The sequence below is a fragment of the Thermus brevis genome, from assembly GCF_026427635.1.
Taxonomy (GTDB): domain Bacteria; phylum Deinococcota; class Deinococci; order Deinococcales; family Thermaceae; genus Thermus; species Thermus antranikianii.
The window spans coordinates 1-19,473 of record NZ_CP102607.1; the positions used below are offsets into that span (position 1 = coordinate 1).

At 67.8% G+C, this 19,473-nt stretch carries 27 protein-coding genes; 12 read left to right on the plus strand and 15 right to left on the minus strand.

Going from position 1 to position 19,473, the window contains the following annotated elements:
* Positions 1 to 331: 331 nt before the first annotated feature.
* Complete coding sequence (locus KQ693_RS12765; protein WP_267262413.1) at positions 332 to 1,606, plus strand: tetratricopeptide repeat protein; 1,275 nt, start codon at positions 332 to 334, stop codon at positions 1,604 to 1,606.
* A 146-nt stretch (positions 1,607 to 1,752) separates the two neighbouring features.
* Here the strand turns inward: KQ693_RS12765 and KQ693_RS12770 are convergent, their stop codons facing one another.
* From KQ693_RS12770 to KQ693_RS12795, 6 genes are all read right to left on the minus strand, one after another.
* Positions 1,753 to 2,574, minus strand: a complete 822-nt coding sequence (locus KQ693_RS12770; RefSeq protein ID WP_267262414.1) for a DUF3800 domain-containing protein — start codon at positions 2,572 to 2,574, stop codon at positions 1,753 to 1,755.
* 78 nt (positions 2,575 to 2,652) lie between these two features.
* Complete coding sequence (locus tag KQ693_RS12775) at positions 2,653 to 2,916, minus strand: helix-turn-helix domain-containing protein (protein ID WP_267262415.1); 264 nt, start codon at positions 2,914 to 2,916, stop codon at positions 2,653 to 2,655.
* 260 nt (positions 2,917 to 3,176) lie between these two features.
* Positions 3,177 to 3,560, minus strand: coding sequence for a hypothetical protein (locus KQ693_RS12780; protein ID WP_267262416.1), 384 nt, complete (start codon positions 3,558 to 3,560; stop codon positions 3,177 to 3,179).
* A 51-nt stretch (positions 3,561 to 3,611) separates the two neighbouring features.
* Entirely contained in the window at positions 3,612 to 3,749 is a 138-nt protein-coding gene (locus KQ693_RS12785; protein WP_267262418.1) for a hypothetical protein, read from the minus strand.
* Complete coding sequence (locus KQ693_RS12790) at positions 3,749 to 4,105, minus strand: hypothetical protein (protein ID WP_267262419.1); 357 nt, start codon at positions 4,103 to 4,105, stop codon at positions 3,749 to 3,751. Before KQ693_RS12790 ends, KQ693_RS12785 begins: the two co-directional genes overlap by 1 nt.
* Positions 4,106 to 4,209: 104 nt before the next feature.
* Positions 4,210 to 4,686: a hypothetical protein gene (locus tag KQ693_RS12795; protein WP_267262420.1), complete on the minus strand. Its 477-nt coding sequence runs from the start codon at positions 4,684 to 4,686 to the stop codon at positions 4,210 to 4,212.
* Between the two features lie 284 nt (positions 4,687 to 4,970).
* Here KQ693_RS12795 and KQ693_RS12800 point away from each other — a divergent pair, with 284 nt between their 5' ends.
* The 3 genes from KQ693_RS12800 to KQ693_RS12810 are packed head-to-tail and all read left to right on the plus strand — an operon-like array spanning position 4,971 to position 6,614.
* Positions 4,971 to 5,270 carry a helix-turn-helix domain-containing protein gene (locus tag KQ693_RS12800; protein WP_267262421.1) on the plus strand — a complete coding sequence of 100 codons (300 nt, stop codon included), beginning with the start codon at positions 4,971 to 4,973 and terminating at the stop codon, positions 5,268 to 5,270.
* Between the two features lie 10 nt (positions 5,271 to 5,280).
* On the plus strand, positions 5,281 to 6,024 hold the full coding sequence (locus KQ693_RS12805) for a thermonuclease family protein (protein ID WP_267262422.1): 744 nt from the start codon (positions 5,281 to 5,283) through the stop codon (positions 6,022 to 6,024).
* A 5-nt stretch (positions 6,025 to 6,029) separates the two neighbouring features.
* Positions 6,030 to 6,614, plus strand: coding sequence for a hypothetical protein (locus tag KQ693_RS12810; RefSeq protein WP_267262423.1), 585 nt, complete (start codon positions 6,030 to 6,032; stop codon positions 6,612 to 6,614).
* Here KQ693_RS12810 and KQ693_RS12815 read toward each other — a convergent pair.
* From KQ693_RS12815 to KQ693_RS12845, 7 genes are read right to left on the minus strand one after another with little or no spacing between them, the layout of a single operon-like run.
* Positions 6,602 to 8,257: a metal-dependent hydrolase gene (locus tag KQ693_RS12815; protein ID WP_267262424.1), complete on the minus strand. Its 1,656-nt coding sequence runs from the start codon at positions 8,255 to 8,257 to the stop codon at positions 6,602 to 6,604. The genes KQ693_RS12810 and KQ693_RS12815 overlap by 13 nt on opposite strands.
* The gene (locus KQ693_RS12820) at positions 8,254 to 8,514 is read right to left on the minus strand and encodes a hypothetical protein (RefSeq protein ID WP_267262425.1); all 261 of its coding nucleotides are present in this window, start codon (positions 8,512 to 8,514) and stop codon (positions 8,254 to 8,256) included. The genes KQ693_RS12815 and KQ693_RS12820 overlap by 4 nt, the downstream gene beginning before the upstream one ends.
* On the minus strand, positions 8,511 to 8,942 hold the full coding sequence (locus KQ693_RS12825; protein WP_267262426.1) for a hypothetical protein: 432 nt from the start codon (positions 8,940 to 8,942) through the stop codon (positions 8,511 to 8,513). The genes KQ693_RS12820 and KQ693_RS12825 overlap by 4 nt, the downstream gene beginning before the upstream one ends.
* 20 nt (positions 8,943 to 8,962) lie before the next feature.
* Positions 8,963 to 9,649: a TolC family protein gene (locus tag KQ693_RS12830; protein ID WP_267262427.1), complete on the minus strand. Its 687-nt coding sequence runs from the start codon at positions 9,647 to 9,649 to the stop codon at positions 8,963 to 8,965.
* On the minus strand, positions 9,627 to 9,794 hold the full coding sequence (locus tag KQ693_RS12835) for a hypothetical protein (RefSeq protein WP_267262428.1): 168 nt from the start codon (positions 9,792 to 9,794) through the stop codon (positions 9,627 to 9,629). Before KQ693_RS12835 ends, KQ693_RS12830 begins: the two co-directional genes overlap by 23 nt.
* Positions 9,794 to 9,994 (minus strand): hypothetical protein, encoded by a 201-nt coding sequence (locus KQ693_RS12840; RefSeq protein WP_267262401.1) that lies wholly within the window; start codon positions 9,992 to 9,994, stop codon positions 9,794 to 9,796. The genes KQ693_RS12835 and KQ693_RS12840 overlap by 1 nt, the downstream gene beginning before the upstream one ends.
* 8 nt (positions 9,995 to 10,002) lie before the next feature.
* Positions 10,003 to 10,914 carry an ATP-binding protein gene (locus tag KQ693_RS12845; protein ID WP_267262402.1) on the minus strand — a complete coding sequence of 304 codons (912 nt, stop codon included), beginning with the start codon at positions 10,912 to 10,914 and terminating at the stop codon, positions 10,003 to 10,005.
* Positions 10,915 to 11,156: 242 nt separating this feature from the next.
* Between KQ693_RS12845 and KQ693_RS12850 the strand changes: the two genes are divergently transcribed.
* The 6 genes from KQ693_RS12850 to KQ693_RS12875 are packed head-to-tail and all read left to right on the plus strand — an operon-like array spanning position 11,157 to position 15,560.
* Positions 11,157 to 11,369 carry a helix-turn-helix domain-containing protein gene (locus KQ693_RS12850; RefSeq protein WP_267262403.1) on the plus strand — a complete coding sequence of 71 codons (213 nt, stop codon included), beginning with the start codon at positions 11,157 to 11,159 and terminating at the stop codon, positions 11,367 to 11,369.
* The gene (locus KQ693_RS12855) at positions 11,366 to 12,010 is read left to right on the plus strand and encodes a ParA family protein (protein ID WP_267262404.1); all 645 of its coding nucleotides are present in this window, start codon (positions 11,366 to 11,368) and stop codon (positions 12,008 to 12,010) included. Before KQ693_RS12850 ends, KQ693_RS12855 begins: the two co-directional genes overlap by 4 nt.
* Positions 12,007 to 12,405 carry an ATPase gene (locus KQ693_RS12860; protein ID WP_267262405.1) on the plus strand — a complete coding sequence of 133 codons (399 nt, stop codon included), beginning with the start codon at positions 12,007 to 12,009 and terminating at the stop codon, positions 12,403 to 12,405. The genes KQ693_RS12855 and KQ693_RS12860 overlap by 4 nt, the downstream gene beginning before the upstream one ends.
* On the plus strand, positions 12,402 to 13,517 hold the full coding sequence (locus tag KQ693_RS12865; protein WP_267262406.1) for a hypothetical protein: 1,116 nt from the start codon (positions 12,402 to 12,404) through the stop codon (positions 13,515 to 13,517). Before KQ693_RS12860 ends, KQ693_RS12865 begins: the two co-directional genes overlap by 4 nt.
* On the plus strand, positions 13,505 to 14,881 hold the full coding sequence (locus tag KQ693_RS12870) for a DNA cytosine methyltransferase (RefSeq protein WP_267262407.1): 1,377 nt from the start codon (positions 13,505 to 13,507) through the stop codon (positions 14,879 to 14,881). Before KQ693_RS12865 ends, KQ693_RS12870 begins: the two co-directional genes overlap by 13 nt.
* The gene (locus tag KQ693_RS12875; RefSeq protein WP_267262408.1) at positions 14,853 to 15,560 is read left to right on the plus strand and encodes an HhH-GPD family protein; all 708 of its coding nucleotides are present in this window, start codon (positions 14,853 to 14,855) and stop codon (positions 15,558 to 15,560) included. The genes KQ693_RS12870 and KQ693_RS12875 overlap by 29 nt, the downstream gene beginning before the upstream one ends.
* Here KQ693_RS12875 and KQ693_RS12880 read toward each other — a convergent pair.
* On the minus strand, positions 15,552 to 16,505 hold the full coding sequence (locus KQ693_RS12880; protein WP_267262409.1) for a tyrosine-type recombinase/integrase: 954 nt from the start codon (positions 16,503 to 16,505) through the stop codon (positions 15,552 to 15,554). The genes KQ693_RS12875 and KQ693_RS12880 overlap by 9 nt on opposite strands.
* Before the next feature lie 321 nt (positions 16,506 to 16,826).
* Here KQ693_RS12880 and KQ693_RS12885 point away from each other — a divergent pair, with 321 nt between their 5' ends.
* Positions 16,827 to 17,105, plus strand: coding sequence for a helix-turn-helix transcriptional regulator (locus tag KQ693_RS12885; RefSeq protein ID WP_267262410.1), 279 nt, complete (start codon positions 16,827 to 16,829; stop codon positions 17,103 to 17,105).
* A gap of 8 nt (positions 17,106 to 17,113) precedes the next feature.
* The gene (locus tag KQ693_RS12890; protein ID WP_267262411.1) at positions 17,114 to 18,073 is read left to right on the plus strand and encodes a hypothetical protein; all 960 of its coding nucleotides are present in this window, start codon (positions 17,114 to 17,116) and stop codon (positions 18,071 to 18,073) included.
* A 4-nt stretch (positions 18,074 to 18,077) separates the two neighbouring features.
* Here the strand turns inward: KQ693_RS12890 and KQ693_RS12895 are convergent, their stop codons facing one another.
* Positions 18,078 to 19,262 carry a helix-turn-helix domain-containing protein gene (locus tag KQ693_RS12895; RefSeq protein WP_267262412.1) on the minus strand — a complete coding sequence of 395 codons (1,185 nt, stop codon included), beginning with the start codon at positions 19,260 to 19,262 and terminating at the stop codon, positions 18,078 to 18,080.
* Between the last annotated feature and the right edge of the window lie 211 nt (positions 19,263 to 19,473).

Consider the following 19,473-nt stretch of genomic DNA (forward strand, 5'->3'; position numbering starts at 1 on the left):
GGGGCCCGGTCATTCCATTGCCGGGCATTATACCGGAACCCTGGAAAGAGGAGAGGGGGAAGCCCGAAAAGCATTCCCCCACCCATAGCAAAGGCGAATGAGGCGGGTCAATATGGCACGCCTCCGCGGGCTCCCAGAGGGCGCAAACCCCTCACCAACGGGACACCAACAGGCGTGATAGAGTTCACTTGATTTTTGAGGCGCCCTTTTCCCCGTGCCCGAGCCCGTATAATGCCGGGCAAGGATGTCAGAGCAGGGGGGGCAAATCCTCAAAATCTCTGCAAGTGCCGATGCTCATCGGCAAAATCGGCCCCGGAGAAGGCGCCCCCTGGTGGGGCCCGACGGGCGGGTGGACCTCGAGGCCGTCCGCATCTTCCTCCAGCTCGGGCGCTACCGGGAGGGCGAGGCGGCCCTGGACCGGGATCCCCAGCCGGAGAACCCCGAGTGGCTGAGGCTGAAGGGCTGGGCCCGCTGGCACCTGGGGGACGAAAAGGGGCTCCTGCTGGTGCGGAAGGCGGCCTCCCTGGCCCGGGAGCGGGCGGGCTGGGTGTGGCAGGACCTGGGGGCCCTCCTCTTCCGTGCCGGGCGCTGGGAGGAGGCGGAGGAGGCCCTGAGGCGGGCCCTGGACCACTTCACCGCCCGGGAGGACCACCTGGGCCGGGCCTGGGCGCTCCACGGCCTGGGGGTGGCCCACCTGCACCGGGGCAGGACGGGCTGGGCCCTGCGGCGGGGGGAGGAGGCCCTGGCCGTGGTCCGGGGCAAGTCCCTGGGAAGCTTCCGGAGCCGTGTCCTGGTCCTGCTCTCCTCCGTCCACCGGGCCAGGGGGGAGCTGAGGGAGGCCCTCTTCCGGGCCGAGCAGGCGGTGGCGGGAAGGCTGGACCCGGACGACCGGGTGGTGGCCCTGCGGGCCCTGGGCACCACCCTGCGGCTTCTGGGGAAGCCCGCCCAAGGAAGCGAGCTCCTGGAGGAGGCCCTTGAACTCGCGGGGGAGGGGGCCCGGAGGGGGGTGGCCCTGGCGGAGATGGCCCTCTGCCACCTGGCCCTGGGGCGGAAGAGGCTGGCGAGGCGGGCGGCGGGGGAGGCCCTGGAGCTCCTGGACACCCACGCCCCGGCCCGGGCCCGGGTGCTGGTGGCCCTGGCGGAGCTCTCCCGACGGGAGGGGAAGGAGGAGGGGGCCCTCGCCCTCTTCCGGGAGGCCCTGGCCATCGGGCCCTACCCCCTCATGGAGGAGGCCCTCTCCTTCCCGGAGCTCTTCGCCTTGGCGGAGGCGGAGGGGCTCGCGCCCCCCAGGACCCGGCGGGCCCCGGAGAGGCCGGGGGTGCGGCTGGTCCTCTCGGAAAGGCGCCTCTTCGTGGGGCGGCGGGAGGTGCCGCTGGAGGGGTCGGGCCGGGCCTTTGACCTGCTCGCCCTCTTGGCCCGGGAGGGGCCCATGGCCTGGCGGGAGGCGGCCAGGAGGCTCTGGGAAGAGGACGGGGAGGAGGCCCGGCGCAGGCTCCACACCACGGCCTCGAGGGCCCGCGACCTCCTGGCGGATCGGGAGGCGGTGCTGTGGCGGGAGGAGGTGCTGGAGCTGGACGGCAGGAGGCGGTGGGAAGTAATTAGTTAATTTTCAGCTTACAAGCAAGCCCCCCGCTTGACAAAAGGGGAAACCTCACCTATGCTGGTAGGTGAGGCTGGACACTAGCCGAAGGCGGAAACCGCCTAGGGGTTGGCAGACCAACCCCGCTTTTCTTTTTACTCATGTTCCCAATTTCAAGGGAAGAGCTTGAGACCGTAGGAAGTTCCGCCTGGCCCCCTTAGGTATTTGGGGTACACCGCATTGGCGTATATAACGTTGTCAAATGGTTCCACGGAAGCAGGTTGCAGGGCAGATGCGCCCGCACTTCCGCTTGGAGGGGTCAAACCGCGGCCAATTCGTTTACTTTCGAATTGGGAAAGATTTTGGTTATACTCTATTCGCCAAGCGCTCGCCAACAGCAAGTCCGCTATCTCCAAGCCCGCAACGAGGTCGTCCTTTTTAAAGAAGAAGGGCAGATAATTGCCCCGCAACGCGTAGCCTATGGCTGATGGCATACGGCAATTGTGCCTTGAGTTCTGCGGGGCAAACACACAACGCAGTTGGCTGTCAAAATCCTCTCCTCTGGATTCAATAATCACATCTATGGTGCCCGACAAAGAGAGAGTCATGTCAAAGCGTTCAAGTAAAAATTGAAGGGCTGGACGGTATGGGTTTGAAGAAACATTCCCGTAAGTAAGTACCTTATCAATGATGACCAAAACTACCGAATACGTCCACTTCTGGGCCAAAGAGGCAAAATCAAGGTAAAATCTACTCATCCTGGAGGGATCTCTAAATCCATAGAAGGGGTGTCTAGCTTTTCTCATCTTTTGGTCATGGGATACCACCCGTTCTGAATAGAAGTGTGTGCGCTTCAACCGAAGAAAATCCTTCTCAGCCACATTATAATCATCCTCTTGGAAGAAGACGGCCACGAGGGCAAAGAAGTCCTTAGGGTTCCACTGGGGATTGTTTGCCTTGGGGGTACCATACTCGTCTATGAAAATAACCGGCATGAATCCATGCTATTATGGATCTCTATAAATTTTCAAGCGGAACCTAAGCAAGCATCTAAGCCTTCAATACGGGCTTTATCAATCTTTCCTTAACCTCGCCACCCGGTACACCCCCGCCCTGGACCCGGCGGGGGGGCGGACCACCTCCAGAAGGCCCCGCTCCACCAGGACCCTGAGGGCCCGGGCGGCGGCGTCCGGGCTCATCTCCAGGTCCCTGGCCAGCTCCCGCACGGGGTACTCGTCCTCCCCCAGGGCCCAGATGTGGAACCAGACCAGCCGGGCGGAGCAGGGGAGGCCCTTGAACCTCTCGGGCTGGTACAGAGGACGCCTAGGCACGCCCATAGCTTAACGGCGGGCAGGGCCCGGCGCGTCCCGAGGGGGCGAAGCTGCCGCGCGGCGGCGTGCACGGCGCGCGGAGCGAGCCCCCGAGGGCGGCCCCCGGGCCGAGCGTCAGCTGGACCGCGGCGGCGTGCACGGCGCGGCGGCCCGGGGGCCGAGCGCCGGGCCGGAGGGGAGCCCCGCGCCCGCGGCGGGTGGTGGGCAAGGGCGCGCCCCGGCCCGCCGCCCCCCCTCGCGGGGGGCAGGCGCGGCCGGGGCCTCCCTCAGGCCCGGGCCTCCCCCAGAAGGGCGGTGAGGGCGCGGAGGGCCTCCTTCTCCACGGCCCAGGCCACCCGGGCCATCTCCAGGTTGGCCTCGGCCACCCGGTACACACTCCTGGCGCCCCGGAGGGCTTCCTCCTGCTCGCGGGTCCTCTCCAGAAGCTCGGCCTGGCGCTGGGTCTCGTTCTTGCCCTCGAGGCCCTCCCGGATAGCCCGGGCGCGGGCGTCCTCCAGGTCGTCCTGGGCCGCCTCGAGGGCCAGGCGGGCCTCGGCGTGGGCGGCAATGGCGGCGATGAGGGCCCGGGCCCGGTCCCTGAGGGCCTCCAGGGCCTCCTCCACGCGGGCCCGAAGCTCTTCCGTCTGGGTCTGGGTCAGGTTCTCGCTCACGGCTTCCTCCCTTTGGGGAGGGGGGCGGGGGCCGCCCGCCCCCCGTCGGGGCTACTTGGTGCCGGGGCCGAGGCCCTTCACCTCATCGGAGAGGGGGGACACCCGGCCGGGATCCTGGGGGCCGAGGGCCGAGGCGGGGGCGGTGAAGGCGAGGAGGAGAAGGGCGAGAAGAAGGGCGAGGGCGCGCATTAGAAGGGCACCTCCTCCTCCCCGGCGGGCCGGGGCTCGGGCTGGCCGGCCTCCCTCTCCCGCAGGACGCGGGCGGCCTCGAGGCGGGCCTCCTCCAGGAAGGCGGCCACGGACTGGTCAAAGGAGGTTTCCGCGGGGAAGTTCGCGAAGGCCAGGGCCAGAGCCCGCACCTCCTCCAGGGCCTCCTGGACCTCCCGGGCGAGGAGGAAGGGGGCGATCCAGGAGGTGGCCCCCCCGGAGAGGGCCCAGCCGTAGAGCTCGGCCAGCTTCTCCCGGGCCTGAACCAGCGCCCAAGCGGCCCTCCAGATAGCCTCTTCCCTGGTGAGAACCTTTGCCTGCGTGCTAACCTGCTTCATGGTTTCCTCCTTTGGAACCCGGAGGCCTGGCTCTTGGCGGGGTCCCGGCCTCCGTTTCCGTCATCATAATATGACACAAAACGCCGCTTGTCAAGCCTTCTGAGCTAAAACAGGCTGGACTGAATCGGGTACAAAACCCACCCCGGCACCCCGGCCAGGGCGAGGGGCGCCCACCCCGGACCCGAGGGGCGGGGCTCCCCGGCCACCCAGGCGGGGAGGCGGGCTTCGAGGGCCAGGCGCAGGGCCAGGGAGGAGCCGGGCCCCAGGGCGGGCGCCCCGCCCTCCGGCGGGAAGACCAGAAGGCAGGAGGCCGGGGAGAGGCCCAGAGCGGGGTGGCCCAGGACCACGGCCCGGGTGCGCTGGGCGAGGCGGGCCCGGGGCGGGCCGGGGAAGAGGGAGGCCCGCACCACTTGGGCGCCGGGGCAGGCCTGGCGCACGGCCCAGTCCACGCCCCGCTGGTCCCCCACCCGCACCGCGCCCCCCGAGGCCAGGACCAGGGCCACCACGGGGGCCACGGGCCAGGGGGAGCCGTGCCGGGAGCCCGCGAAGGCCACCACACCGGAGAGGGGAAGGGACACCATGAACCACCTCCAACCACCCGCGCGCTTTTCCCGCGCCGGGCGCAAGGGGCCTCCAGGGGGCGCGGAGGCCCGGAGGCAAGGCTGGGGCAGGGGCCCCACCCGTAGGGCTTGGCCTTGCCGTAGGGCCGGAGCGCCCCACAATGAGGCCCCGCCCGGCGCGGGATAAATCCCCCCGCCCCCCTTCGGGGTGAGGCCGACGGGAAGGGGGGCGGGGGCAGGGGGGTGGGGGGAAGGGGTGGGGGAGGATGCGGCGAACCGGATCCCCGGACTATGCTTGAGGAACCATGGAACTCCGCGTCACCCCAAGCCCGGACTTCAGAGAGCTTCTGGAGCGCCTCGAGGCCGCTGTGAAGGCCCTGGAAAGGATCGCCGGGACGGGGCCCCTTCAGTCCCACCTCCCGGCCGAGCCCCAAGTGGGCAACCGGATGGGTTACAGCATCCACGAGGTAGCCCATTTGACCGGGCTGAGCAAGCAGACCATCTACAGGGCCGTCTACTCGGGGTCCCTCAAGGCCGCAAGGATTGGGAGGCGCTACATCGTCCCCCGGAAGGCCCTCGAGGAGTGGCTGGAGGGCGGGGGATGAGGCAAAAGCCATGATCCGGAAGCTGGCCCCGGCGGGGCTCGCCCTTCTCCTCCCCTGGGTCTCCCTCGCCCCGGTCCTCGCCCTCTCCCCGGAGGGCAGGCTCCAGGGCCCGGTGGCCGTCCTCCGGGTGGTGGACGGGGACACGGTGGAGCTAGCGGGCCTCGGCCCGGTGCGCCTCATCGGGGTGGACGCCCCGGAGAGCACCTACAACCGCCGCACCTCGGGCCCCGAGGAGGTGAGGCTGGGCCTCGAGGCCAAGGCCTTCCTCGCCCGCCTGGTCGGGGGAAAGCGGGTGTGGGTGGAGCTTGATGTCCAGGAGCGGGACCGCTACCGGAGGGTGCTGGCCTACCTCTACCTGGAGGACCCCCGGGGGGACTGGATCCACGGGGGGCGGCGCTTCCTCCAGGTGAACCTGGAGCTGGTGCGGGCGGGGTGGGCCGAGCCCTACACCGTGCCCCCCAATGTGCGCTACGCCTCGCTCTACCTCCAGGCCGCCCGGGAGGCCAGGGCGAAGGGGCTCGGGATCTGGGGAGGGGGGGCCTCGGTCAGCGGAGCTACCTTGAGGCATCAAAACCCCGCCCCAGGCACGGAAAGCCGGAAGGGGTGCGACCCGGCCTACCCCACGGTGTGCATTCCCCCGCCGCCCCCGGACCTGGACTGCAAGGACATCCCCTTCCGGGGCTTCAAGGTCCTTCCCCCGGACCCGCACCGCTTTGACCGGGACGGGGACGGGGTGGGGTGCGAGGGAAAGTGATTCACATGGACTGGAACGCAATAGTGGCGATAGGGACTTTGGCGACGGCAATTTTCACTTGGGTGCTTAGTCGCTTTGCCGATCGGCAGACCAGGATAGCGCAGAAACAAACGGAGATTTCAAAAACTCTAGCCAGGCTTCAAGAGGAGATGGCCAAGGCTGAGCGCATGGGCCTGATTCACCTCGAGGCCCGAGGAAAGCTGGATTCCACCGTGAAGGAAGACTCCCCCAATCCGGTCAATTTTTTCTTTTTCAACCACAATTTCTCGCTTACAAACCTCGGAAGATACGGTTGCCTAGTTTACAAAGTCGGGATTGCCGCCTCAGAAAACGCCGATGGAAAGGAGGGCTATCAAATCACAACCCCGTTGCTTAGCGAGGAGGTAGGTCTGGCACCTGGGGGAACGTACTCATGGCAAACCAAATGGCAACTGCGGTCTTCTAGGGAAAACCCTTCCGGAATCTCCCTCGTGATCTTAGTGGAGGCCCGCTACGGTGGAAACCCGCAAGCGATAGAGAGGCACTTCTTCAAGATGGAGCTTGACGAGAAGGGCTCTCCTAAGACGAGCTCACTAGGCTACCTCTCCTGAGGTCCCCGCTCTCCCGCCACCACCACCTCCACCACCACCTCCCCCGGCCTCAGGTCCCGCACCTTCACCTCCACCACCCGGCCCGCCACGGGGGAGCGCACGAGCTGGGCCTCGGCGGTCCGCTCCTTCCGGCGCAGGAGGCGGGCCCGGGCCAGGCGGGCCTCCCGGATGGCCTCCTCCAGGCGGGCCTTCTCCCCGGCGCAGTCCAGGGCCAGGCGGGTCTGGCGGGCCCTGGCCTCCTCCAGGCGGGCCTCCGCCTCGGCGAGGCGCAGGGGGGCCTCCGCCCCCTGGGCCACCAGGTAGCGCAGGCGGCCCACCTCGTCCTCGAGGCGGGACAGCTCCCCCCTCAGGGCCTCCCGCTCCGCCCGGCACCGCTCCTCGGCCCGGGCGAGCTCGCCCTCGAGGCGGGCCGCCTCCTCCGCTCTGGCCTGGGCCTGGTCCTCGAGGTCCCTCAGGGGCCCCTCGTCCACCCGCCGGGCGATGGGCTCCCCCTCCTCCACCCGGTCCCCCGGCCTCACCAGGAGGCCCGAGAGGGAGGGGAGGGAGAAGACCAGGGGGTGGAGGGTGGGCAGGGCGGGGAGGGCGGGGAGCTCCAGGGAGGCCTCCTCCCCCGGGGCGAAACTGGCCCGCACCACGGCGCTCCCCGCCCGGAGGTAGAGGCCGGAGAGGGGGGCCAGGTCCTCGGGGCGGGCGGCGTGGAAGCGGAGGTGGGGCGGGCTCTCCGAGGCCTCCACCCGGGGGTGGGTGCCCACGGGGGGGACCAGGGGGGGCGGGGCGGTGGCGGGGCGGGCCTCCCCGGTGATCCACACCCGCCGGGCGGAGCGGGGGAGGGCCTGAAGGAGGTCGGCGAGGAGCCTCCCCGAGAGGTCCAGCCGCCACTCCTTGAGGACCTGGGGCCTGCCCCGGTGCATCCGCGCCCGGTAGGCCACCACCTGCCCGTCCCGGCTCACGGCCAGGGTGCGGCCCAGCTCGTCCTCCACCAGGAAGCCCTCCCGCCCCAGGGCCTCCACCACCAGGAAGCGCCCCTCCACGGGCTCCTGGGTCTCCCGGTTGAAGCCCCTCACCTCGGCCCACACCTCCCAGCGGTCCCGCCAGTCCAGGTAGTCCAGCACGGCCACCTCCGGGGTGCCCACCAGGTGGCGGAAGGCGGAGGCGAAGCCCTGCCCCGAGAGGGGCCAGAGGGCGAAGGCGGAGAGGGCCAGGAAGAGGGCCAGGGTGGCCTCCTGGGGGGAGGCGTAGCGGATCCGCCACTCCCGGGCGGCGAACATCCAGAACTGCACCCGCCACGGCCAGAGAAGGGGCACCCCGTTCACATTGAGGGTGTCCAGGAGGAGGTGGGAGAGGTAGCCCGCCAGGAAGGACCAGTACACCGGGGGGTTCGCCCGCCAGAGGGGGTGGAGGAGGAGGGCCAGGAGGAGGAGGAAGGGCAGGGAGTGGGTGAGGGTGCGGTGGCCGAAGCGCCGCTCCAGGAAGGAGGAAAGGGGGCGGACGAACTTGCCCGGGCCGGAGGTGGTGGTGTCCAGGTCGGGCATCACCGAGCCCCAGGCCAGGGCCAGGCCCTCCGGGAGGCCCACCTCGAGGCCGAACCCCCTCAGGATCCCGGCGGTGAGGGCCGCCCCGGCGAGGTGCGTCCCGGCGGTCATCCCCTCAGGGCCTCCTCCAAAAGCCTCAGGGCCCGGTCCAGCTCCGGCACCCGGGCGGGGTGGAGCTCGTTCAGGTCCAGCCAGACGGCGGAGAGGAGGGCGTGGAGCTCCAGGGCCCGCTCCCGGGAGAGGACCCCGCCCCGGGCCCCCGGGCGGGCGAGGGCCTCGAGGTAGGCGAGGCGGGCGATGAGCTTCTGCCGCTCGGCCTCCAGCTCCGCCACCCTCCGGCGCAGGTGGTCCAGCTCGTCCACCCTCACCTCTTCCCCTCGCAGAGCCTCCCCGAGGCCTCGTAGCCCCGCGCCTCCAGCGCCTCCTCTTGGAAGGGGTCGGGGGAGAGGCTCACCAGCCAGAAGGCGCAGGCCGGGGCGGGGAGGAGGGCCCGGGCCTGGAGAAGGCGCCCCGAGCCGAAGGCCTCCCCCGCCCGCTCGCCCCCCGGCCCCTCCAGGACCAGGGCCAGGTCCCCCTCGGCGGGAAGCCCCCCCTCGGTCCGGAGGTGGGCGGAGAGCTCCCGCCCCACCCGGTAGAGCCGGACCTCCACCCGGAGGGGCTCGCCGGGGAGGACCTCCACCCGGGGGCTCTCCCCCTCCCAGCGGAAGAGGCGGAGGGGCACCTCCTCCCGGTGCTCGGCCACCGGGGCCTCGCAGGCGGAGAGAACAAAAAGGAGAGCGATTCCCAAAAACCGCACCTTTCCCTCCCAAAAGCCTTTTAAGGCCCCTTGGGGGCCTGGGGGGTACCCATGGCGCCCCCCTCCCCCTCCAGGGGCCTTAAAAGGGCCCTCAGGGCCTCCAGGGGCAGGCCCACGGCCCGGGCCAGGTCCTCCAGGGCAAGGGCCAGGTCCAGGTTGGCCCGGTAGAGGGCGAGGCGGGCCTGGGAGAGCCTCTCGGCGGCGGCCAGCACCTCGTGGGGGGCGGCGGCCCCCACCCTGGCCCGGGCCTGGAGGGCCATAAGCTCCGCCTCCCTCGCCTCCACCCCGTCGGCGGCGGCCCGGGCCGCCTCCCGGGCGGCAAGCCACCGGAAGAAGGCCCCCGCCACCCGCACCCTGGCCTCCCGCCGGGCGGCCTCCGCCTGGGCCTCGAGGGCCCGCAGGGCGGGGCCTTTGTCCCGGAAGAGCTCGGCCAGGTTCAGGGAGAGGGAGAGGCGGTAGCCGGGGCTCACCTGCCCGTACTCCCCGGCCAGGGAGGCCCCCGCCTCGGCGGAGAGCGCCCCGAGTATTCCGAGGGAGGCGCGGGCGGCCTCGAGGTCGGCCAGGGCCCGGAGGTAGGCGGGGTCCGCCTTCAGGGCCTCCTCGGCCAGGCGGTCCAGGAGGCGGGCCTCCTCCCGGGTGAGGCCCTGGGCCAGGGCGGGAGCCAGGGCGAGGCAGAGGGCGAGGCTAAAAAGCTTCCCCGCTCTCAAGCAGGTCCTCCAGCCGCTTCTCGGGGTCCTCATCCTCCCACTCCCATTCCCGCTCCAGGCACTCCAGGCAGGCCGTTTCCACCTCCTCGCCTCCGGGGAGGCGCACCAGGATGCGCCCCCTGCCGCCGCACATGGGGCACGCCATCACGCCACCTCCGGGAGGGGCACCCGGAACTCCGGGGCCCAGTAGAGGGCGGCCTCCCCCTCGGCCAGGAGGAAGGCGGCCTCTATGCCCCGCTGGTAGAGCCTCCACCCGTGCTCCGGGTGCCGGAGGAGGTAGTACTGCCCGGTGCCGTCCGTCCGCACCACGGAGGCCTCCTCCAGAAGCCTCAGGAACTCCTCCATCTCCGTCCTCACCGCGCCACCACCGCCTTTCTGAGCCAGGGCGAGAGGACCACGAAGGCCGCCACCCCGAGGCCCCCCGCCACATACAGGTCCATCTCCCCCCGGGCGAGGCCCAGGTAGCGGGCGGCGATAGCCGCGCCCCCCGCCACCAGGAGGACGGGGGCCAGGGCGATGCCCCGCTCCTCCCGCCGGGCCAGGCCCTCGGCGTAGCCCGTGCCCACATCCCGGTTGCGCACGATGGCCTCGGCGCTCACATACCGCACCAGCCGCTCCACCTCCCCCGGCACCCCGGCGGAGAGGCTCACCACCCGGTTGAGGTAGGCCTCGAGGTCCTCGGTCACCACCCCGTAGCGCTCCACCAGGGCCCGGGCCAGCTCCCGGGTCTCCTTGGGGGAGAGGGGCGGGAGGTCCACCCGGTCCAGGCGCATCCAGAGCCGCTTGGTGCCCGCCTTCCTCAGGGTCTCCGGGTGGACGGCGAGGACCAGGGTGGCGGCCTCGGCGAAGGCCACCAGCCAGGGGACCACGCTGGGGGTGAGGCCCGTGGCGTCGTCCACCACCAGGGTGATGGGGTTCACCCCCTCGGGGCGCTTGAGGGCCTTCAGCAGGCTCCGGGCCTTCTCCTCGTTGCCGGGGTGGCGCCTGCCCCAGGCCCGGAGGTCGGCCTCAAAGTCCTTCCCCCGCCCCACCCCCTCCACGGGCACCCCGGCGTCCCAGAGGCCCCGGAAGAGGTCCTTCAGGAAGGTCCCGAAGGGGGCCACCCGGTCCACCCACACCACGGGGGCCCAGGCCTCGAGGGCGGGCAGGAGCTCCCTCAGGAGGGCCGTCTTCCCGTACCCCGGCGGGGCGGAGAGGACCACCCCCCTCCCCGCCCGCACCGAGAGCAGGACCGCCCGCCCCTCCTCCTTCCGGCCCACGAACATACTTACAGACTACCAGACTTACAGAGTCTGTAAGTTTGGAAGTCTGGAAGTATGTTAGTTCCGGAGTCTGTAAATCTGGAAGTCTGTAACTTTCGGAGTTACAGAGTCTGTAAGTTCGGAAGTCTGGCAGTTACAGACTCCGGAAGTCGGCGGGTCTTAAAGCCCGTGGGCCCGGGGATCCCGGCGCGGGGAGCCGGGCTCGAGGGCGCCCCCTCTTGCCTTCCACGGGTTATTTGGTTAGCATGCCTCCCGTGGGCAAACCCCTCTTCCTCACCCCCGAGGAGCTCGCCCGGGCGCTCCGGGTGGACCCGGAGACGGTGCGGCGCTGGCTCCGGGAGGGCCAGGTGCGGGGGCAGAAGGCCGGGCGGCTCTGGCGGGTGCCCTGGGAGGAGGGGGTGCGGCTTCTGGGCGGCGAGGAGCGCCTGGAGGAGGCCCTGAAGGAGGTGCTGAGGTGAGGGTGGTGGCCGTGGTGAACGGCAAGGGCGGGGTGGGGAAGACCACCACCGCCGTCAACCTGGCCGCCATCCTGGCCGAGGAGGCCCCCGTCCTCCTGGTGGACGCCGACCCCCAGGGCTCGGCCTCCTGGTGGGCGGGCCGGGGGGAGATGCCCTTTGACCTGGCCCAGGAGACGGACCCCGCCCTCCTCCTCCGCCTGAGGCGGGTGAAGGGCTACGGGGCGGTGGTGGTGGACACGCCCCCCGCCCTCCGCTCCGAGGCCCTGGAGGCGGTCCTGAAGGCCTCGGACTACGCCGTCCTCCCCACGCCCCCCGCCCCCCTGGACCTCGAGGCCCTGGTGGAGACGGTGCGGCGGGCCGTCCGCCCCTTGGGGGTGGCCCACCGGGTCCTCCTCACCCGGGTGGACCCGAGGAGCCTGGGGGAGGCCCTCGAGGCCCAGACCGCCCTCATGGAGGCCGGGGTGCCCGCCTTCCACGCCTTCGTGCGGGCCTACAAGGCCCACGAAAGGGCGGCCCTGGACGGCAAGCCCATCACCCGCTGGCGGGGCCCGAACGCCCGGGAGGCGGAGGCGGACTACCGCCGGGTGGCGGAGGAGCTTTCGCGGGAGCTCTCCCTGCTCCCGGAGAGGAGGGAGGCGTGAAGCGGCGGCGCCTGGCGGAGCTCGTGCGGGAGGAGGCGGGGGTCCTGAGGGAAGCCCCTCCCGAGGCGGGGGTCATGGAGGAGGCCCCCACCCCCCCCGAGGAGAAGCCCGGGGAGGCCCCTCCCGCCCAGGCCTCGCCGGAAGGGGAAGGGCGAGGGGAGCGCCCCCTCCCCCCCTACCTCACCTACGTGCGCAAGGAGTGCAGGCTCCGCCCCGACCAGCTGGACGCCCTCACCGCCCTGGCCCGGAGGCTGAACCGGGAGAGGAAGGGGAAGGGGGAAAGGATCACGGAGAACACCCTGATAAGGCTAGCTGTAGACAAACTCCTCAAGTCCTCCTACAGAGAAGTTGCCGAGATGCTAGGCAGATACACAGAGGAGGGCGGCCAGACATGAAAAGCTTAGCAGACTTAATAAAAGACGATACTGAGATAATCTGGAAAAACCTAGGGAAAAAGGCGCTCACTCTTCTGGCCGAGAAGGCAGGCATCAGATGCGACGAGCATCTAGATGATCTTCTGTTGCAAGCCCTGGATCTTGCAAGGAGCGAGCTTACTTCCGGCAAAGATCCTGATGTTGCCATCGCTAACTTCTGGAATAAGGTCGAAACAAACGCTACCCTCTTAACGAAAAAAGACTACCTTCGAGCGGCTGTAGTAGCTCTTTCGTTTGCCCACCGCTTTGCCCGAACAGACTACGGATCGTCAAGGCAACGCGGCTTCGGGCAACTCTGGGGAGATGCGATTCAAGGCATCCTCGGTGAAATTGCCTTCCAGAAGTTTATGAGTTCAGCCACGTCTGGGAGGATCATCCCTATTTTAGACGCCAGCGAAGAAGAGCTTGAGGTCGCCCTAAGAACTGACGTAGTTGAAGTCATCATAGAGGGAAAATTAATAAAACCGCCAAAAAGAATCAGCATCAAGACTACGAAGCTCAATGGGCGCTGGCTAGATGTACCCTACACTCAAGATAAGCACAGCGACATTTACGTCCTGGTTAAAGTCGGGACTAACGCCGATACGCTTTTCAACTTTCTAGCAAGCATAGGGGCGTTTGAGCAAGTTTTAACCGCCTATCAAGAGGGCGGTCTTGCTGAAGGCGAGCTTGTTTTTCGCAACGAAGACGAGGCGCTCGAAAGAGCTAAGAAAGAAGTAGAAAGGATGAAGAAGGAAAACGTTCTTTTTTTAGCCTTTATAGCTGGCTGGAAGGAGAAGGATCAGCTCAGCCAAACCTTTGAAGCTTACAGGCACAACGCCCAAAAAGCCCGCACAAAAATCACTGTCTACAGCGGAGTTGGTACAATTTCATCTGGTAGCGTGCAAGCAAACCAAATCACCTTTCGCGGTTCCCTCCCCCAAGGTAAACACAATCTGCCGGTTGAGTTTTATCCAATAGGAAAATTCTCCAACAGCCGGCATGCGCTGTGCAGCACAGATCTGCTGAGGAATCTCAGCCACATAGCAGAACTTCTCTCTGCTCCTGAAGGGGGGGCTGAATGCGCACAGTAAGCCTCTTTACCGGCGCGGGAGGACTTGACTGGGGCTTCCGAAGCCTAGGCTTCAACACTGTAATTGGCATAGATAAAAAGCTTGATGCGGCCGAAACTTTCAGCAGAAACTTCGGAATACCTATCTCAAAAGGTCCCCTGCTTAAGGCAGGCTATTACTCGGTCGGGGATGTTTCCCAGTCAAAGCTAGAAGCTCCCATACCTCCTCCGGCTGTCCTGCTAGGAGGCCCGCCCTGCCAAGACTTCTCCATCATGAGGGGTGTGGATCAGGAGCGAGGAGGAACCCAAACCCTTAGGGGCAAGCTCTACTTGCACTTTGCCCGGTACCTGGCAGTTCTCAAACCCCTAGCATTTGTATTTGAAAACGTACCCGGCCTTCTCTCCTCCAACTCCGGCAAGGATATAAGCACAATCCTCGAAGACTTCACTAACCTGCACCGCCTACCCGAGCAGTGGAGGAGGCAGTATGAAGCAAAGCCCCACCAGACGCCTCCCCCTCCTGAGGACCTTATCAGCGAAGCCAATAGAGGAGATATACCCTCCTACCAGATTGTCTTTTCAGACGTAGTGGATGCATCCTGGCACGGCGTCCCCCAGCGGCGCAAGCGGCTTTTGATTATCGGATTCCGTGAGGACCTCCCGGTGCGGATGGACCATATCTTGGCAATCAAAGAAGCTTTGGCTGGATCTCCCGCACTCAGAAAGTACCCCCTTACAGCCCTAGAGGCTTTAGAAGGCACCATCCTGCCTGAGCTTAGAGAGATCTACCGCGAAATTGTCTCAGAGTACAGCGGTCTCTTCTCAGGAGACGATCCTGTAAGCGACTATCTCCGTCTCCATAAGGGCAAGCCAAACGATCCTCTATTTGACCAAGCTATTGAGGAGCATGAAGCTGTAATCCGACTTTTAGGGTGGAAGGGGAGATCTCTAACCTCTGCGCCTTCAGATGCTTTTCCAGACGGATCTCACACCCCTCCCCGGGAGCAGGAAGCTGTGCTCGCCCGCATGAAGCAGATTCCCCCTGGGGAAAACCACAAAGCCGTCCGCGGCACGGAGCATGAAGTAGAGGGGCGGGGATTCAGCCTCATATACAGGAGGCTCCACCCGCTCCTCCCTGCCTACACAGTGGTGGCTCACGGAGGCGGAGGAACCTGGGGCTACCACTACCGAAGAAGCAGAAGCAGGCTCACCAATCGTGAGCGTGCAAGGCTTCAAAGCTTTCCCGACACATTCTGGTTTGAAGGAAAAACGTCAAAGGTTCGGTCTCAGATTGGCGAAGCTGTGCCTCCCCTTCTTTCTCTAAAGATTGCAGAGGTGATGCAAAGCATCCTTGAAGATGTTAGAGAAGCAGAGCTTACCTCTTAAACGGGAAAGCTCACTCAGCGCCCAAATCGCATTCTTTCAGGAAGCTCTCCTCTCCTGGTGGGAGAAGAACAAAAGAAGCTTCCCCTGGAGAAGCAACTGCACACCATACCAGGTCATAATTTCTGAAATTCTATTAAGAAAAACCACCGCGCAACAAGCTTCATCTGTCTTTCAGCAACTCACAGCCCTATATCCCAACCCCTGCAAGCTATCAAAAGCCGCAGAAGATGCTCTGGAAAAGCTTCTTCACCCCTTGGGCATGTACCGCGAGAGGGCCCGCCTTCTTAAGCTCCTCGGAGAAAAGCTGTGCGAGCGCTTTGGAAGCGAGATCAAGGCAGAGGATCTAACAGCAGACCGCCTAAAAGGCCTTCCGGGAGTAGGGCCCTACGTGCAGAACATGGTCTTAGCGGTTTGCAGAGGCGAAGCGCTCCCGGGTTTAGACAGGAATTTTATCAGACTCATATCAAGATATTTTGGTGTTCGCTCACCGCGTTCAAGAGCCCATATGGATCCAGAGCTTTGGAAGTTCGCGGCCCAGCTCATTCCGCCTGGAAAAGGCCGGGAATTAAACTGGGCCGTGATGGACTTAGCAGGCCTTATCTGCAGGCCAAACCCGCACTGTGAGAGATGCCCCTTGCAAGAAAAATGCCTCTTCTTTCAAAAGATCTGCTCAGTCTAAACTAGGGGACACAACGTCCGGCAGCGCCCGGGCGGCCTCCTCCAGGCGCTTGCGGGAGACGTGCACGTAGACCTGGGTGGTGCTGATGGAGCTGTGGCCCAGGAGCTCCTTCACCTCGTCAATCCCCCGCCCCGCCTCCACCAGGGCGCTGGCGTAGGAGTGCCGGAGCTTGTGGGGGGTGATGCGGTGCCAGTCCTTGAGCCCGGCCCGCCTCGCCACCCGCTTCACCATGGCCTCCACCGCCCGGGCGGAGAAGGGCTTCCCCCGGTTGGGCCCCGAGGTGTGGCTCCAGATGTAGGGGCTCGTGGGGTGGCCCTTGAGGTTCCGGTGCTTGAGCCACTGGTGCAGGGCCCGCTGGGCCGTGGGGGAGAGGACCACCACCCGCTCCTTGTCCCCCTTCCCCTTGACCCGGAGGGCGTGGGGGATGCCGTCCTGGTAGGTGAGGTCGGCGTAGGTGAGGGCCAGGGCCTCGGAGAGGCGGAGGCCCGTGCCGTAGAGGAAGGCGAGGAGGGCCCAGTCCCGGAGGGCCGCCTTGGGGGAGCGGTTCTGGTAGGCCGCCTGAAGGAGGCGGGCCACCTCGGGCGGGGTGAGGTAGACGGGGAGCCTGCGGGGGAGCTTGGGCCGCTTGACCCCCTCGGTGGGGTCCTTGAGGATGGGGAGGCCCTCCACCTCGGCCAGGTAGCGGAAGAGCTTCCTCAGGGAGGCCAGGACCCTCCCCACCCGCTGGGGGCTCACCTCGCGGGAGGCCAGGAAGGCGCGGATGTGCTGGCTCCCCACCTCCTCCCAGCGGGGGGGCCTGCCGTGGCGCTCCCGGAACCAGCGGGAGAAGAGGCCGCAGTCCATGAGGTACTCCCGGGCGGTGCGGGGGGAGCGGCCCTCCTCCATCTCCAGGTAGCGCTTGAAGCGGGCGAAGAGCTCGGCGTGGGGGTCGGGGATCTGGGACACGGGCACCTCCTTCCGGGGCGGGGAGCTGGGGTGCCCTCGAGGCCCCCCACCCCCGCTTTACCGGAGTATAGCATTCGCAAAACCTCACTTTGGCGAAGTGCCCGAGGTAGGCCCCGACCGCTAGGGAACGCCGTCCCGAAGGGCGAAAACCCTAAGGAAAGGGACACGCGAGGGGCCGGGGCGGCCGGAAGAGGGTTGCGACAAAAGACGGAAGTTTGCGACAAACTTATGGACTTCCAGACTCACAGACTTCCGAAGTTCGGATGTCTGGAAGTCCCAGATAAACCCCCAAGGGTCCGCTCCATCCCGTACCATGGAGGCATGCGGGAAGGGGCTCCAGAGGCCAAGGACCCTTTGGGCAACAAGCTTCTCTTCACCTACAAGGAGGCTCGGGAGGTGCTCTCGGTTTCCCGGAGCACGCTGTTCCGGCTTTTGGAGGCGGGAAAGCTCAAGCGGGTGTATCCGGCCCCGAGGTCCCCCCGCATCACCAGGGAGAGCCTCCTGGCCTTCCTCCGCTCCCTGGAGGAGGAGAGGCCCGAGGGGGCGGGGAAGAGCGTGGTGGACCGGGCCCGGGAGGTGCTCAGGCGCTTCGGCCTCTAGGAGGGAGGGTGGAGGAGGCGCAAGAGGCCACCAAGGAGAGGCGCGGGCCCCACATCCCCCACCAGGCCACCCTCTTCCTGGAGGGGAGCCTGGGGGAGGAGGGCTTCTCCAGCCCCCGCCTTCCCCGGGGGTGCCGGGTGGAGGTGGCGGGGTACGCCCTCAGCCAGCCCGAGGAGCACCGGGGGGAGGGGGTCTTCGCCCTCTGGCCCAGGACGGACGGGGAGGGGAGGCTCGTCCTGGCCCAGGCAGCCACCAAGCTCAAGCGCCCCCTGGAGGGGCCGGAGCTCGTGGTCCACGGCCTCCTCCTCCACGCCGACGGGCGGAGGTTCGTGGTCCTCGTCCAGCCCAAAAGCGGGGAGGCCTTCCGGCTCACCCTGGTCCGGGCCCGGGGCTTCACCGCCTTCCTGGAGCCCAAGAAGGCCTACCGCTTTGAGGGGGCCCTGCGGGGGGGGAGGCTCCTCGCCGAGCGGGCCTTCCCCCTGGGGAAGTGGGCCCTGGCCCGGAAGGGAGGGAGGCCCCTCCCCGAGCCCATAGAGGGGGACCGGAACCCCTACCTGGAGGGGAGGCGGAAGCCAAAGGAGTCCCAGGAGGAGGCCCGAAGGCCCGCCCCGCCCGAGCCTGAAAGCCCCCCGGAGCCCCGGAAGAGGGAGGCGCCCCCGCCCAGGAAGGGGCCGAGGAGGGACCCGGTGCGGGTGTGGCGGGCCCCGGAAGAGGAGGAGGCCCCGAAGGACCTGGGCCTGCCCCCGCCCCTCCCCAAGGGGCAGGTGATGGGCCTGGTGGGGGAGGGGCCCTACTTCCTGGTGCTGAGGCCGGAGGCCCTGGGGGCGTGGTGGCCCAAGGTGGAGCGCCTCCTCCCCGAGTTCCCGAGGCGCCACGAGGTGCGCCTCTACCCCGACGGGAGCCGGGCGGTGGTGGCGTGGGACCTCGAGGCCCTCAAGGTCTGGTACAAGCGGGTGCTGAGGGGGTGAGGGGCTAGGCCACCCGCCACTGGGGGGTCTGGCGGAAGAGGGCGAGGAGGCCCCGCTCGGCGAGGAGGTGGGCGAGGAGGGCGCCGGGGCGCCGGACCCTCTCGCCCCTTTGGCCGTAGAGGGCCTTGGCCATGGCCTCCCGCGCCCGCCGGATCGCCCAGGCCACGGCCTCGAGGGCCCCCTCCATCAGGCCGTAGAGCTCGGCCCGGAGGGCGTTCCAGAGGACCCAGGCGTAGAAGCGGAGGCTCCCGGGATCCCGGAACTCCCGGGCGAGGGAGAGGGCGAGGGCCTCCACCAGGGTCCGGCGCTCGGCGGGCCGGGCCCGCAGGAGGGCGGTGAGAGAGTCTAAAGCTAACGGGTTTTCGGCTTCGCCAGGGGATAACGAGAAACCAAGCAAAAGCTCCAAGACCCGCGAGTCCTCCTCAGGAGGACTTGTATATGACTCTCTCAGGCTCCAGGCGGTGCGTCCCCGGCGGGCGTCCTCCTCCAGGTCCCGCCAAGGGTGGCGGAGGTCCTCCAGGTCCAGGCGGGGGCGGCGCTCCCGGTGGGGCAGGCGCACGGCGTAGAGGGTCCCGGCGGCGTAAACCCCCGTCCGGCCCCGGAGGGTGGCGGGGGTTTGCCAGGCCCTCCGGCGGATGAGCCCCTTGGCCTCCAGGGAGGCCAGGACCCGGTAGAGGGAGGCCGGGGGAATCCCCAGGGCCACGGCCAGGGCGTCGTTCACGGCGAAGAGGGAGACCTGGGACAGGTTCTTGGGCAGGGGCCTCCCCGGGCCCAGCCTCCGGGCCAGGACCTCGAGGCCCAGGGCGAGGAGGGTCCGGTACACCTTCCGCTCCCTCGGAGAGAGGTCGGGGAGGGTCTGGCGCCGCTCTCCCTCCTCCAGGAGGCGGTCGGCGAGGTTCCAGGCGTCCCGCTTCATCTCGGGCGTGGGCGGGGAGGCGGAAAGCTCCTCCCGGGTGGGGCGGAGGTCCCGCCCGAGGTCTTCCAGGGGAGGCGGCGCCTCCTCGGGCGGGGGCTCGCGGCGCTCCGGGGCGGGCGCGGCCCCCTCCAGGAGCTTCAGGTAGAGGGGCGGGAGCTCCTCGCCCCTCGCCCGCTTCCTTCGGGCCAGGGCCTCGAGGAAGGCCCGGCCCCGCTCGCTGATTCCTTCCGGCTGTTCTTTATAGCACTTCCCTTCAAATCCTTCTTGGGGCATAAACCCCTCCCGTTTCGCGCGTTGGGGACGAAGCTCCCCCGCGCGCTCACCTGGCGCCTCTTGCCTTTCCCGCTGGGAGGGGGTAGCCTAAGCGAAGAGTCCTTTTGGGGTTTAGCCCTCCCCTCCCGCCTTCCAATCCCACCCACCCACCCACCCAGCGGGGGGTCCTCTTATTTGGTCCTCGCGCGGCCCTGCCGCCTTGGGCCCCCAG

Bases quoted from the DNA above. Each gene is read 5' to 3' on its own strand.
- KQ693_RS12895 (WP_267262412.1), bottom strand. From the start codon at position 19,262: ATGCCCCAAGAAGGATTTGAAGGGAAGTGCTATAAAGAACAGCCGGAA.
- KQ693_RS12770 (WP_267262414.1), bottom strand. From the start codon at position 2,574: ATGCCGGTTATTTTCATAGACGAGTATGGTACCCCCAAGGCAAACAAT.
- KQ693_RS12795 (WP_267262420.1), bottom strand. From the start codon at position 4,686: ATGGTGTCCCTTCCCCTCTCCGGTGTGGTGGCCTTCGCGGGCTCCCGG.
- KQ693_RS12840 (WP_267262401.1), bottom strand. From the start codon at position 9,994: ATGGAGGAGTTCCTGAGGCTTCTGGAGGAGGCCTCCGTGGTGCGGACG.
- KQ693_RS12865 (WP_267262406.1), top strand. From the start codon at position 12,402: ATGAAAAGCTTAGCAGACTTAATAAAAGACGATACTGAGATAATCTGG.
- KQ693_RS12815 (WP_267262424.1), bottom strand. From the start codon at position 8,257: ATGACCGCCGGGACGCACCTCGCCGGGGCGGCCCTCACCGCCGGGATC.
- KQ693_RS12835 (WP_267262428.1), bottom strand. From the start codon at position 9,794: ATGGCGTGCCCCATGTGCGGCGGCAGGGGGCGCATCCTGGTGCGCCTC.
- KQ693_RS12850 (WP_267262403.1), top strand. From the start codon at position 11,157: ATGCCTCCCGTGGGCAAACCCCTCTTCCTCACCCCCGAGGAGCTCGCC.
- KQ693_RS12775 (WP_267262415.1), bottom strand. From the start codon at position 2,916: ATGGGCGTGCCTAGGCGTCCTCTGTACCAGCCCGAGAGGTTCAAGGGC.
- KQ693_RS12810 (WP_267262423.1), top strand. From the start codon at position 6,030: ATGGACTGGAACGCAATAGTGGCGATAGGGACTTTGGCGACGGCAATT.
- KQ693_RS12885 (WP_267262410.1), top strand. From the start codon at position 16,827: ATGCGGGAAGGGGCTCCAGAGGCCAAGGACCCTTTGGGCAACAAGCTT.
- KQ693_RS12805 (WP_267262422.1), top strand. From the start codon at position 5,281: ATGATCCGGAAGCTGGCCCCGGCGGGGCTCGCCCTTCTCCTCCCCTGG.
- KQ693_RS12800 (WP_267262421.1), top strand. From the start codon at position 4,971: ATGGAACTCCGCGTCACCCCAAGCCCGGACTTCAGAGAGCTTCTGGAG.
- KQ693_RS12790 (WP_267262419.1), bottom strand. From the start codon at position 4,105: ATGAAGCAGGTTAGCACGCAGGCAAAGGTTCTCACCAGGGAAGAGGCT.
- KQ693_RS12870 (WP_267262407.1), top strand. From the start codon at position 13,505: ATGCGCACAGTAAGCCTCTTTACCGGCGCGGGAGGACTTGACTGGGGC.
- KQ693_RS12785 (WP_267262418.1), bottom strand. From the start codon at position 3,749: ATGCGCGCCCTCGCCCTTCTTCTCGCCCTTCTCCTCCTCGCCTTCACC.
- KQ693_RS12845 (WP_267262402.1), bottom strand. From the start codon at position 10,914: ATGTTCGTGGGCCGGAAGGAGGAGGGGCGGGCGGTCCTGCTCTCGGTG.
- KQ693_RS12875 (WP_267262408.1), top strand. From the start codon at position 14,853: ATGTTAGAGAAGCAGAGCTTACCTCTTAAACGGGAAAGCTCACTCAGC.